The organism is Snodgrassella sp. ESL0324, assembly GCF_013344955.1.
Lineage (GTDB): Bacteria > Pseudomonadota > Gammaproteobacteria > Burkholderiales > Neisseriaceae > Snodgrassella > Snodgrassella alvi.
In genome coordinates this window covers 240519-253912 of the sequence record NZ_JAAEDS010000012.1, presented here as the reverse complement: position 1 = coordinate 253912, position 13394 = coordinate 240519, and the positions used below count along the sequence as shown (strand labels likewise).

Annotated in this window: 12 protein-coding genes and 1 tRNA gene; 6 read left to right on the top strand and 7 right to left on the bottom strand. The window is 40.6% G+C overall.

Translation table 11 applies throughout. The features are described from left to right. Window positions 1-267: 267 nt before the first annotated feature. The 3 genes from hemL to arsC form a co-directional block, all read right to left on the bottom strand. Window positions 268-1557: a glutamate-1-semialdehyde 2,1-aminomutase gene (gene hemL, locus GYY70_RS03320; RefSeq protein ID WP_174831286.1), complete on the bottom strand. Its 1290-nt coding sequence runs from the start codon at window positions 1555-1557 to the stop codon at window positions 268-270. 399 nt (window positions 1558-1956) lie between these two features. Next, complete coding sequence (locus GYY70_RS03315) at window positions 1957-2616, bottom strand: YdcF family protein (RefSeq protein ID WP_174831285.1); 660 nt, start codon at window positions 2614-2616, stop codon at window positions 1957-1959. Next, window positions 2617-2973, bottom strand: coding sequence for an arsenate reductase (glutaredoxin) (gene arsC, locus GYY70_RS03310; RefSeq protein WP_025330570.1), 357 nt, complete (start codon window positions 2971-2973; stop codon window positions 2617-2619). It abuts the gene before it with no gap. A 268-nt stretch (window positions 2974-3241) separates the two neighbouring features. Between arsC and GYY70_RS03305 the strand changes: the two genes are divergently transcribed. Continuing rightward, a complete protein-coding gene (locus GYY70_RS03305; RefSeq protein WP_174831284.1) occupies window positions 3242-3760 on the top strand; it encodes a TlpA disulfide reductase family protein in 519 nt (172 codons plus the stop codon). Here GYY70_RS03305 and nadB read toward each other — a convergent pair. Together nadB and nadA are read right to left on the bottom strand one after the other, a co-directional pair. Further along, window positions 3755-5293: an L-aspartate oxidase gene (gene nadB, locus GYY70_RS03300; protein WP_174831283.1), complete on the bottom strand. Its 1539-nt coding sequence runs from the start codon at window positions 5291-5293 to the stop codon at window positions 3755-3757. The two genes, GYY70_RS03305 and nadB, sit on opposite strands and share 6 nt — an antisense overlap. Next, window positions 5265-6488, bottom strand: a complete 1224-nt coding sequence (gene nadA / locus GYY70_RS03295) for a quinolinate synthase NadA (RefSeq protein ID WP_174831282.1) — start codon at window positions 6486-6488, stop codon at window positions 5265-5267. The genes nadB and nadA overlap by 29 nt, the downstream gene beginning before the upstream one ends. A gap of 218 nt (window positions 6489-6706) precedes the next feature. Here nadA and GYY70_RS03290 point away from each other — a divergent pair, with 218 nt between their 5' ends. The 3 genes from GYY70_RS03290 (at window position 6707) to GYY70_RS03280 (ending at window position 10243) form a co-directional block, all read left to right on the top strand. Continuing rightward, window positions 6707-7666, top strand: coding sequence for a hypothetical protein (locus tag GYY70_RS03290; protein WP_084586299.1), 960 nt, complete (start codon window positions 6707-6709; stop codon window positions 7664-7666). Window positions 7667-7881: 215 nt separating this feature from the next. Then, window positions 7882-8754, top strand: a complete 873-nt coding sequence (gene nadC / locus GYY70_RS03285; RefSeq protein WP_174831281.1) for a carboxylating nicotinate-nucleotide diphosphorylase — start codon at window positions 7882-7884, stop codon at window positions 8752-8754. 127 nt (window positions 8755-8881) lie between these two features. After that, entirely contained in the window at window positions 8882-10243 is a 1362-nt protein-coding gene (locus GYY70_RS03280) for an FAD-binding oxidoreductase (RefSeq protein ID WP_202984438.1), read from the top strand. A 121-nt stretch (window positions 10244-10364) separates the two neighbouring features. On the opposite strand, the gene GYY70_RS03275 is transcribed toward GYY70_RS03280, so the two are convergent. Continuing rightward, window positions 10365-10455 (bottom strand) — tRNA-Ser (locus tag GYY70_RS03275). A gap of 107 nt (window positions 10456-10562) precedes the next feature. After that, the gene (gene yaaA / locus GYY70_RS03270) at window positions 10563-11345 is read right to left on the bottom strand and encodes a peroxide stress protein YaaA (RefSeq protein WP_174831279.1); all 783 of its coding nucleotides are present in this window, start codon (window positions 11343-11345) and stop codon (window positions 10563-10565) included. Window positions 11346-11524: 179 nt separating this feature from the next. On the opposite strand from yaaA, the gene GYY70_RS03265 reads away from it, so the two are divergent. Continuing rightward, window positions 11525-12709: an O-succinylhomoserine sulfhydrylase gene (locus GYY70_RS03265; protein WP_174831278.1), complete on the top strand. Its 1185-nt coding sequence runs from the start codon at window positions 11525-11527 to the stop codon at window positions 12707-12709. A 158-nt stretch (window positions 12710-12867) separates the two neighbouring features. Then, complete coding sequence (gene trxA, locus GYY70_RS03260; protein WP_174831277.1) at window positions 12868-13197, top strand: thioredoxin TrxA; 330 nt, start codon at window positions 12868-12870, stop codon at window positions 13195-13197. The last annotated feature ends 197 nt before the right edge of the window (window positions 13198-13394 follow it).

Here is a 13394-nt window from a genome sequence, read left to right as displayed (position 1 = left end):
AAAATTTAAAATAATATGCTTTTATAATGGTTTATGTTTGATGCATTGAATAAAGACTATTATTTATATGCTATTGAAATCTATTCGCTAATAATAAATAAATGAGATTTTTATAGAAAATGGAATTTAATCTTGTCTTAATATGTGGCTTCTATAAGTATAAATATAAAGATATTTAGATTACGTTATTATTAGTTCAGAGTTGATTATTATCTAGGATACCAGTGTATGTTTTACTTTTGACATACACTGGTAAAAATAAGTGTCTCAGACAGTGCGCGCAATTTCCGTAAATGCTTCGGCAGCTAAACCCAGTGTATCTGCAATGATTTCACTGCTATGAGCAGCTGAAACAAAACCCGCTTCATATGCTGATGGTGCAAATGCAACACCGCGTGACAGCATGGCATGGAAAAACTCTTTAAATAATATCTGATTGGTATTTTGCATATCTGCAAAACAGGATGGCAGATTATCAGTAAAGTAGAAACCAAACATTCCGCCTTCACTGCGGCTGCTGAAAGGAATATTGGCTTCACGTGCGATTGCCGTCAGACCATCACTCAACTGTCGGGTATGTTTGCTGAGTGTAGTGTAAAAATCCGGTCGTTGTATGATTTCCAGTGTTTTTAGTCCGGCTGCTACGCATACCGGATTACCGGAAAGGGTACCTGCCTGATAAACACCACCTAAAGGCGATACACAGGCCATAATGTCTGCACGGCCACCGAAAGCTGCTACTGGCATACCTCCGCCAATTACTTTGCCAATTGTAGTTAAATCAGGCTTAATACCATGGATAGATTGTGCTCCGCCCAGAGCAACGCGAAAACCGGTCATTACTTCATCGTAAATAAGAACACTTCCGTACCGTTCTGTAAGTTCCCGCAGTGCCTTAATAAACTCTGTTGTGGCGGGTATCATGTTCATATTACCGGCTATTGGCTCGACAATAACACAGGCAATACTGTCGCCCTTGCTGGCAAACGTTTGTTGTAAAGCCTCAACGTCGTTATAAGGTAATACCAGTGTATGGCGGCTGAAATCTTCAGGTACGCCGGCAGAGCTGGGATTACCAAAGGTTAGCAGACCAGATCCGGCTTTAACCAGCAGACTATCTGAATGACCATGATAACAGCCTTCAAATTTAATGATATTGTCCCTGCCGGTAAAACCTCTGGCCAGACGGATTGCACTCATGGTTGCTTCTGTACCTGAACTGACCAGTCGAATCTGCTCCATGCTGGGCATGATATGGCGTATTTCTTCAGCAATTCGGATTTCATTTTCTGTCGGTGCACCAAAAGATAAGCCATTTTCGGCCGCCTGACAGACTGCCTGAACAACTTCAGGGTGAGCATGACCGACAATGGCTGGTCCCCATGAACCGACATAATCAACATAACTGGTTTGATTTTCATCCCATACATAAGCTCCCTGAGCTTTGTTAATAAAGCGGGGTATGCCGCCGACACTGCCAAAAGCTCGTACAGGAGAATTTACTCCGCCGGGAATAATGGTTTTTGCCTCTTCAAAGAGCTGCTGGTTTCTATCCATGATTATGACCTCTGCTTTATTGGAATATCAAATAACTTGCATTCAGGGATTAATCATACTATCGATTACCCTTAAAGGTTAATTGTCTTTAGCTTTTCGAACAGGAATCCGGAAGATAAAATAAAATATCAGGGTAGCAGTAAGTAATTTTAATGGTGAAATAATTGATTTATTAAATATTAATATGTAATTTCTTACTATTGATACTTGATTAAGTAAAACTTTCTATTTTCTGAGAAATAAAATTATCTATAGCTGATTGTAAAATAGTAAGTCTCACATACATAAACACAGAGCTAAGATTTCAGATTTAAAATCTTATAGCTATATGAAATTTATGTTTTTTAGCTAAATTAATGGACAGAATTCTCAGATTCTAAGGTAACTAAAAGAAAATTACTAAACTAGCGTACGTAGCATACGAATAAAACGCGGAAATTTTGATAAATGCTGCACCCACTGATAAACCATTAAAGTGTAGCTTTCCTGCGCAATAAAGCGTAATTTCGACTGGGTTGCGGTGTAGCGGGTAGTTGGAGTAGGAGAAAGCTGTACATTTAAACCCAGATCACGTGCCATAAAGCAAGCACGTGCCAGATGATATGGATCGCTGACAATAATAAAGCTGTTTAAATCATTGTCATCAGCTAAGGCTTTTGCATTAACCAGATTCTGCCAGGTATCGCGCGAATGATTTTCATAAATAATATCATTGGCATCAACCCCATTACGGATAGCATAGCGGCGTCCGACGGCTGCTTCCGTCATGAAACCGGCTCTGGGGCTGCCACCGGTGAAGAGAATTTTTTTTACTATGCCGGCACGATACAGGTTAATGGCATGATTGATACGTTCACGGAAAACTGGTGAAGGGCGTTTATCCCATGCAGCTGCACCAAGTACGATAGCAGCATCGGTTTCTGTCAGTACTTGCTGCGGATGGCTGAGCTGGTAGACTGTAGCAACACTAAAAGCATAGTTGGCTCCAACAAATAGGCTGCATCCGGCAATTACAGTGCGCAGACAATACCAAAAACCTAAACGTGTGCCGGAGCTCATTTATTGTTCTAGTAAAGCTTCAATATTCGTTAACGGGCGACCTATAGCGGCATGTTCGCCGTATACAGCTATCGGTCGTTCAATCAGAATCGGATGTGCTGCCATTGCGGCAATCAGAGTATCTTCATCTGCTTCAAGCAGATTTAGTTGTGTGAACAGATCATCTTTGCTGCGCATCATTTCCCGTGCTGAATTGATGGCCAGTTTTTGTTTCAGTGAACGAATTTGTGCTTCGGATAAAGGCTCAGTCAGGTAGGGAATGACTTTGGTATTAATATTGCGTACTCGGAGTAAAGACAGGGCAGCGCGCGACTTAGAGCAATTTGGATTATGGTACAGTATGACGGTGTGTGTCATGATTATCCCTGAACTTCTAAAAATAAAAAATCTAAATTGGAAGTGTGGACGAAACTTCAAATTTTGACAAGTATTATTAATTATTCTAAAGCTAAAGCTGAATTAATGTGCCGGATGTAAATAAATTATCTGTTTTTGAATATGCATTTCAATTGATTTATACAAAATAAAAATAAATAAACCTCTTAACTGCTAATGTTTTTGCGGCAAAATTGTATATGAATTATTCTATAATAATTGCTATTAAAGGTAATATTAAGGTAATGATATGTTTCCGTCTGCCCAAGTCTTGAAAAAAATATTTTTAATTAGCGCACTGTTTCTGAGCTGTATTCGTGTGCATGCTGCAGAATTACAAAACTGGCCTCAGCGTACACCAGCTACTTTACCAACTAACTCCCAAATAATGGTAGTAAATGTATGGGCAACATGGTGTAAACCTTGTCGTAGTGAAATAGCTATGCTTTCGCGCTGGTATCAGCAACAACGAACTTCAGGGAAGAAAACCATTGCTGTCGTTGGAGTATCTTTAGATAATGATGCAAATTTACAACGCTTTACTCAGCAGGTGTCCGTACCGTATCCGTTATACCGTTATACAGGTTCGGATAGCCGCGCATGGATGCAACGTTTAGGCAATAATATTGGCGGAGTACCTTTTACTCAGATTCAGGCACCTAAATGCGGTTTTCAGCGGGCATTGATAGGTACACTGAGTGAAATAAAGCTGAATCAAGTGATTGCTGAAGCCAGACTGCAGTGTAAACAGCACAACGTTCGTTTATAGATTTTCCTGTAGGTCAAGATTAAAGTGTGTGCCACGGTTCATTTGCTGATTCAGTCCGTCCTGTACCATTAATAGCGCAGTTGCCAGTGGCAGCTTATGTTGCTGATTAATGGTTTGCTGATACCAGTATTGTAATATTTTATGCAGCGTGAGCATTTCATCAGTTCGCCGGCAAATTCCAAAATAACGGCTCATAGAGTGTTGCAGTGCTTGCATGCTGAAAGAAGGGATATCCTGATTCGGATGAGGTTGTTCCGGAAAAATAATTTCCTGCCAGGTTAATTTTGATGAATTCACCTGCTGATTGATTGGCCATGTTTGCGGATGTTCTTTAGAAGCAATTATCGATGCCGCGGCATTGCGTCCGGTTACGACACATTCAAGTAAAGAATTACTGGCCAGACGATTGGCACCATGTAGCCCGGTACAGGCAGTTTCACCTATAGCATACAACTGAGCTATATCGGTACGCCCATCGGTGTCTGTAACAATGCCGCCACAGGCATAGTGTGCTGCTGGTGCTACCGGAATTAATTCACGAGTGATATCCAGACCCTGTTGCAGACAATGCTGGTAAATTTGCGGGAAATGTGTGCAGATAAAGCTTTCAGGTAAATGAGTGATATCCAGATACACACAGTGATGGCCGGTTTTAGCTATTTCGCTTGCAATGGCTCGTGCAACAATATCACGCGGAGCCAGCTCGGCACGGTTATCGTATTCAGGCATAAAGCGCCGGCCTTGCTGATTACGTAAAATACCTCCTTCACCGCGTACAGCCTCAGAAATCAGAAAACACGGATTTTCAGGTAATGCAAGTGCTGTGGGATGGAACTGTACGAAAGCCAGATTCTGAGTTCTGCAACCAGCCAGAGCCGCTAAAGCAACTCCTTGTCCATTTGCTGTTACCGGATTAGTGGTCAGAGTGAATAATTGTCCCAATCCTCCGGTTGCCAGTACTGTATGCTTAGCCTGAATAGTTACAGTCTCATCAGTTTGTGCCATCTGTACGACTGCTCCGGTACAAACTGAATTTTCATGCACTAAATCGATAACACAGCTATGCGGCAAAATATGAATATTGGGTCGTGCTGATAGCTGTTGCTGGAGTGTATGAGTAATACTGCGACCAGTATGATCTGCCGCATGTACGATACGCCGCAGACCATGTCCGCCTTCACGTGTCAGATGCAGGCGTCCATTCTCACGGGTAAATTCCACGCCATGGGCGCATAACCATTCAATAGCACTACTGCCTTCAGCCAGAATCTCGGCAGTCTGTTTTTCATTACAGCAGCCGGCACCAGCTATAAGCGTATCCTTAATATGTTCGGCTACACTGTCTGCCTGATCAATAACGGCTGCTACTCCGCCTTGTGCCAGATTACTGGCACAGGTTGATAAATTTTCTTTTGCCAGCAAAGTAATGTGAAAATTTTCCGGTAAAGATAAGGCTACCGTCAGCCCGGCCAAACCGGCACCAATAATCAAAACATCGGTAGTATTAACAGAGCAGGGTGTGATATTGGTCATGTTGGCTAATCCAGTGAGCAAAAATATCGGGGGAATGGTTTTCTCTAAGGTGAAGATTGGTCTTATCAGTATGAAATTCCCGCCATGCAGTTGAAAAATCAAGCATACGCTGTATGGAAATACCAGCCTGTTTACCTAAAGCAGAAGGTAGATCAATTTTATGCTGTTCTGGTTTGCTTAAAGCATCTATACAGGCTTGTAATCCGTTCATAGCCATCCAGGGACAGAAAGCACAAGACTTGCAGGTGGCACCATTGCCTGCAGTAGGCGCAGCCAGAAAGGTTTTTTCCGGAGCATGTTTATGCATTTCATGTAATATGCCCTGATCTGTCGCTACAATAAATGTATCTGCCGAATCGTGAATTGCTGCCTGCAACAGACGGCTGGTAGAACCTACTACATCAGCTAAAGCGACTACAGCTGCCGGTGATTCAGGATGAACCAGTATTTTGGCATGCGGATAGCGTGCTTTCATTAAAGCCAGTTCCTGACCTTTAAATTCATTATGTACCAGACAGGAACCTTGCCAGAGCACCATATCTGCACCAGTCTGATTCTGAATATATTCTCCAAGATGTCTGTCCGGTCCCCAGATAATTTTTTTTCCCTGGGCATGTAAAAAAGAAACAATTTCCAGAGCAATTGACGAAGTAACGACCCAGTCAGCCCTGGCCTTAACTTCGGCACTGGTATTGGCGTAAACCACAACTGTCCGATCCGGATACTGATTGCAGAAAGCAGTAAATTCTTCTGCCGGACAACCCAGATCAAGAGAGCAGGTGGCTTCAGTATCGGGCATAAGAATGGTTTTTTCCGGACTGAGTATTCGTGCTGTTTCGCCCATAAATTTCACTCCGGCTACCAATAAAGTCTTTGCCGGATGCTGTGCTCCGAAACGTGCCATTTCCAGTGAATCACCAACCATACCGCCAGTAGCCAGAGCCAGATCCTGCAATTCCGGTTCAACATAGTAATGTGCCAGCATCACAGCCTGCTGTTGCTGCAATAGAGCTTTTACCTGTTCAATATATTTTTGCTTTTGTTGCCAGTCCAATTGCTGTGGAATTTTAGCCCAGGCACATTGCAGCACAGCAGATTCATCTTTAGTAGTTTTTGCAGCATTCTCATTAGCTGCAACTGATGACAATTGTGGTTTTTCGTAATCGAATGCACGCCATTGATTGGTACTTTGCATAATCGCTCCTGAAAGGAATAATTAATTATGCTCATAATGAGTATATAAGGCAATACGAAAAAAACCAAAAACTCGAATAAACTCGACTGAATGTGATAATCAGTTGAATTCAGTTAGATACAACGGTGCTTTTGCGGTAATGTACTCAATCAGTGAATTTTGTTTTTTTGCGACAAATTCTTTACAATTAGCCAGCTTTAATAAAGGAGTTTATCCGCATGCACTCTTCAGCTGAATATTCATCTTCAAGTTATAGCGACAGTGCAGCTGAACTCGTGGCGGTATTGTTTGCTGTTACCGATTTCAGTGCTCGGGTACTTACCATAAACGATGGAAAATTATTGCCATATGGTCCACTAAAACCTGTACATCATTCTTTACAGGCTGGTGCCAGAACTTGGGTGCATCAGCAGACAGGTCAGCCATTAGGCTATATGGAACAGTTATATACATTTGTTGATGTCAAACGCAGCCATCATTGCGGCCATGCTGTAATTAATATCAGCTATCTCGGACTGGTAAAAGAAGCTGCTGAGAGTGGTTTAAAGCTGGAAGCTAAATGGCATGACTGGTATGAATTTTTTCCTTGGGAAGACAGCAGACTGCCTCAGCATAAGCAGATCCTTGATCAATTAATCCTGCCGATGCAGAACTGGGTAGATGCTGCTCCGAATCAGGAAATCCGCAATCAGCGTCAGCAGCGCCTGAATTTATGCTGGGGAATAAACGGGCAGCAATGGCTGGCAGAAAATGCTCTGTTGCGTTATGAATTGATGTATGAAGTTGGCATGATTACTGAATCTCCCTATTTCGACGGTCGTCTGCCGGCTATGCTGACCGGTCGCTCCATGCAGTTTAATCATCGCCGTATTCTTGCTACTGCTGTATCTCGTTTACGAGCTAAATTACAATATCGTCCGGTGATTTTTGATTTAATGCCGCCTCAATTTACTCTATATCAGTTGCAGAGAAGCATAGAGGCACTGAATGGCGTAGATTTGCATAAACAGAATTTTCGCAGATTAATCAACAATCAGCAGCTGGTTGTGCCAACCGGAACCACAGTAGTGGCTGAGCGCGGACGTCCGGCACAGCTGTACCGTTTTAATGAAAATGTTTTACAGGAAAGTCTGCTCTCCGGTTACAGATTACCATTAATTAATAACCATATTCAGTAATTCGACTAGCATAATTGTCATCAATTCCGTTGATAAAATAGAAATTTTCTGATTAAAAATTTTTGATTTTTGGTTTTAAACAAATAAATCTGATTAATTTGCTGAATTTAAAAACTACCGCTTTTCAAATTTATCTACTTATTATTTGTTAACGTATTTTCAGACTTTGACTACTAATATATACTCTAAAAGAGTATATATCAGGGCTTAACAATATGATTAGCGATTTACCAGAAATAATTACCCGGCCACTGGTACAGGCTGCACTGTCAGAAGATTTAGGCAGACGCGGAGATGTTACCTCACAGGCAGTGATACCGGCAGACAGGATGGCCGCATTCAGTATTGTAACCAGAGTGCCCGGTGTGGTATGCGGTTTAGAGCTGGCCCGGCAGAGCTTCGCTCTGATGAATGAAAATCTGGAATTTACTGCATACAAAAATGATGGCGATATTACAGCCGCCGGTACAGTGCTGGCCCGGGTTGCCGGTAATGCACGTGCTATTCTCGCTGCCGAACGCACAGCGTTAAATTTTCTGACGCATCTTAGCGGAATAGCCACTACAACTCATGAAATTCAGAAATCAATAGCCCATACCGGAGCTCAGCTGACGTGTACACGTAAAACCATACCTAATTTGCGTATAGTCCAGAAATATGCAGTAAGAATGGGCGGGGGACGTAATCATCGCATGGGTCTGGATGATGCCATACTGATTAAGGACAATCACATAGCGCTTAGCGGGGGAGATATTATTACTGCTGTTAAGCAAGCTAAATCTTATGCCGGCCATTTGATTGCAGTGGAAGTAGAAGTTGACACATTGGAGCAATTGCGTCAGGTTCTGGATGAAGGCGTCAGTTTGGTATTGCTGGATAATATGTCAATAGAAGAAATGCGAACAGCTGTGAGCTGGTGTAAGGGACATTGTCAGACTGAGGCTTCAGGTAATTTGCGGCCTGATACAGTGGTAGCTGCTGCAGAAACAGGCGTAGATTTTCTGGCGATGGGCTATCTGACCCACAGCGCACGTTATCTGGATATTGGTCTGGATTATGCAGATAATCAGAATATTCTGAAAAAGTGAAAATAATCAAAATTTTGTTTTAGAACAAATATTATATCATCATTAATTAGTACAATAATATGTCTTTTATAAGAATAAATATTATTTAATAATGAAAAAACTAATTATTTGGTATAGCTGTTTTTGTTTGTTGCTGCCATTAACTGCGTATGCGGTGGTAGTCAATGATGTTACCGGTATGACGCCAGTACAGATGGCCTCTGTGATACAGCCGGAATCAACCGAAGAGGTTGCAGAGCTGGTTAAGCACACAACTGGTCCCATTAGTATAGCTGGTGGTAAATACAGTATGGGCGGGCAAACTGCAGTTCAGAATGGCGTGCAAATAGATACTCAAAAACTTAATCATGTAATTGCTTTTAATCCTGAACAAAAACTTTTAACTATAGAAGCAGGTGCAAACTGGCGTCAGGTACAGGAGCTGATTGATCCATATGGATTATCTGTGAAAATCATGCAAAGCCTGGCTGATTTTAGTATTGGTGGTTCTTTAAGTGTTAATGTACATGGTCGATATATGGGGGCAGGTCCTATTATCCTGTCTGTCGAACAAATTAAAATAGTACTGGCAGATGGTTCAATAGTTTTAGCCAGTCCGCAAGAAAATTCGGATATTTTTTATGGTGCTATTGGTGGCTATGGTGCACTGGGAGTTATCACAGAAGTAACATTACGCCTTACTGAAAATGTAAAAGTAAAACGAATTAATGATGTGATGCCGATTAGTCAGTATTCCTCTTATTTCTCTGAGCAGATTCGTTCTGACAGAACGGCCATATTTCATAATGCCATTATTTATCCTCCTGATTTCAAAAAGGTTAGAGCAGTGACTTTTAAGCAGACTGATGAACCATTAACTATTTCTGCCCGTTTAAGACCTCTTTCTGCACCAACACGCAAACGCCAAAGACAATTGAAAATTGTTGCGGCATCGGATTTTGGTAAAGAATTGCGCAAATTATATGATGTTGCCTATTTTGTAAAACAGCCAGTAATGATGCGTAATTATGAAGCCAGCTTAGCAGTAGCGCTTTTAGAGCCTATTTCCATGCAAGATAAAAGTTTTGCTTTGGAAGAATATTTCATACCGGTAGAAAAGTTTGATGATTTTTATCCGCAGATGATAGACATCCTGAAAAAGCATCAGGCAAATATTATCAATATCTCTATTCGCCATGCTAATCCTGATAGTGGTTCTTTGCTGGCATGGGCTCAAACTGAGGTATTTGCTTTTGTGATTTATTATCAGCAAGGAACTGATGAACAGAGTAAAAAGCAGGTAGGAATATGGACACGGGAATTAATAGATGCTGCATTGGCAAACGGAGGTACTTATTATTTACCTTATCAATTGCATGCAACTGAGGAACAATTTCAGCGCGCATACCCACGGGCAGCAGAATTTTTTAAGCTTAAAGAGCGCTTAGATCCGGAGAATAAATTCAGTAATTTATTTCTGGAGCGGTACAGTCCGGCAACTATTCAGTAGGTATAGTGTTTGAACTTAGCTTTGAATAAATTGAATATTTCTGGAATAAAAAGACGACCTTAATCTTTATTAAGGTCGTTTTTGTTCATTCGATACTAATAAAAATATTTAAATAATATCTTGGCGGAAGCGGTGAGATTCGAACTCACGGAGGGCTATCAACCCTCGACGGTTTTCAAGACCGTTGCATTAAACCGCTCTGCCACGCTTCCGTCTTTGAAGATGCGCATAATAGACGATTAATACGGATTTGCCAAGTGTTTTGTATAAGCAAACAGCGAATTTCTGGTTAAATCGTTCATTTTATTTTTGATTAAATTTAGTGATGGCTGTTTTCGTCACGCAGGAATACCCACTCTGATTCACTGGATGAAGCTTTATCATAATAATAGCCATCATAATCGAATTCTTTTAACTGTTCCGGATCTGTTAGCTGATTTTCTGCTGCAAAGCGCATAAACAAACCTCGCGCACGCTTGGCATAAAAGCTGATAATTTTATATTTACCGTTTTTTTGATCTTTAAAAACAGGTGCAATAACAGGTACAGAAATTTTTTTAGTATTTATTGCTTTGAAATATTCTTGTGACGCGAGATTAATAAGTACTTTATATTCTTCTGACTGTATATTCTGTTCAATGGTATTGGTAATGATGTCTCCCCAGAAACTATATAAATCTTTGCCGCGAGCATTTTTAAGTTTAATACTCATTTCTAAACGGTAGGGCTGAATTAAATCTAAAGGTTTAAGAACACCATATAAACCTGACAGGATGGACATATGTTGTTGCAAATAATCTAACGCAGGTTCAGTTAAATGCAGCGCATCCAAGCCTTCATAAACATCACCATTAAAAAGATATACAGCCTGTTTGGCGTTTTCAGGTGTAAAAGGTGGCTGCCAGTTATGATAACGTTCGGCATTTTGTAAAGCGAGTTTATCGGAGATACTCATAAGAGTAGCAATTTCGTGGGGAGCCAGTTGTTTTAGTAATGGCATTAGTTGTTGTGCCTGATCCAAAAGTTTAGGTTGCGTATACTTTTTGGTAGGAATCTCTACTGATTCATTTAATTTTTTTGCTGGTGAAATGACAAAATACATTTTTTATCCTTATTTTCAATTATTTTTTTCCAATATACTGAGGCACTGCTATTTGCTTGATGTATGGGGCTTGAAATAAAGAATACTATATTCTTTGTTTATAAAAGCCGGTTATTTGCACAATTATAAAAAAAGCGGCACAATTCTTTACTCAATATTTATAGATAAATTAAACAATCATGTCTACTTTACAATTGCATCCTGAAACTATCGCCATCCGGGGTGCTAAGGAACAAACTCCTTTCAATGAACACAATTCTGCACTGTTTCTGACCAGTAGTTTTATGTTTGAAAATGCAGAAACTGGTGCATCTTTATTTGCCGGTTCTACACAAGGTTATACTTATACACGTACTAATAATCCAACTGTTGCGGCTTTTCAGGCAAGGGTAGCTCAGCTCGAACAGGGAGAGGCTGGTCTGGCAACGTCTACAGGAATGGCTGCAATCAATGCTACTTTTCTTGCTCTGTTAAAAGCTGGCGATCATTTGGTAGCCAGTAAAAGTTTGTTTGGAACTACGATTGGATTACTGAATAATATTTTGCCACGTTTTGGGATTGAAGTGACACTGGTGAGTCAGACTGATATTACTGAATGGCAGGCCGCTATCCGTCCTAATACCAGAATGCTTTTTGTTGAAACGCCGTCTAATCCGCTGAATGAACTGGCTGATATCACTAAACTTGCAGAAATTGCACATGATAATCAGGCTATACTGGTTGTTGATAACAGTTTTTTATCGCCGGCTTTGCAACAGCCGCTGCGACTGGGGGCAGATTTATCAGTAGAGTCTGCTACTAAAGCGATTGATGGTCATGGGCGTGTAATGGGGGGAGTTATCTGCGGCAGTGCTGCATTGGTAAACGAAATTTTTTTACATGTCCGTACTACCGGCGAAGTGTTGTCACCTTTTAATGCATGGATACTCCTAAGTGGTTTGGAGACTTTGTATATCCGCATGGAAAAGCAGTGTGCTAATGCGCTGGAAGTAGCTCAGTTTCTTTCGACGCAACCACAGGTAATAACAGTACATTATACTGGTCTGTCTAATCACCAGCAGAAATCACTGGTGCAAAAGCAACAGCAAGGTGGCGGAATTGTTGTAGCTTTTGAGGTTAAAGGTGGTGAAAAAGCTGCCTGGCAGGTAATTGACATGTTAACTCTGTTTAGTAAAACCGGAAATCTGGGCGATGTTAAATCAACTGTCACTCATCCATGGACGACTACACATGGCCGTATGCCTCCGGAAGCCAAGCTGGAAGCTGGAATTCAGCCCGGACTGATTCGCTTATCTGTCGGTTTGGAGCATGCCTCTGATTTAAAAGCTGATTTGGCTAATGCATTAAGTAAGATAAGTATTTGATGTATTGAAAATAATTTTCAGATTAATTTAAACAGCTATTAGTGTTTTGTGTACATGGTATCTGATTATCATGTAATCAGTTAGTTTTATTTTACTATTGCATTGATAGCTGATTAGCTATATTTTATATAGAAACCCGATAATAAAAGGAAACCATAATGAGTAGCGATTTAATTGTTCATGTAGGTGATGGCAATTTCGATTTAGAAGTTTTGCAGGCGAATGTGCCGGTACTACTGGATTTCTGGGCTCCCTGGTGTGGGCCGTGCAAAATGATTGCGCCAATTCTGGACGAATTGGCTTCGGCTTATCAAGGTAAGTTGAAAATTGTGAAACTTAATGTAGATGAGAATCAGGATACTCCTGCTAAATTTAATGTTCGTGGTATACCCACATTGATGATATTTAAAGATGGTGCTAGTGTTGCTACAAAAGTTGGAGCTTTGAATAAAGGACAACTGGAAGCATTTATCAATGCATCTATTTAATAATTTCTAACTAAATTAAGAATTATTTCGTGCTTTTGAATAAACTGAATCATATATAAGCTTGATAATTAGTTTTATATGATTCAGTCTTTCAAAAGCATAATTTTTTATCATTTGTATTTATCTATTATTTTGTAGCTGGTAGGTTTTTCAAAATTTTCTCTATTCCATTAACTGCAAGTTTATTTGTATAAACT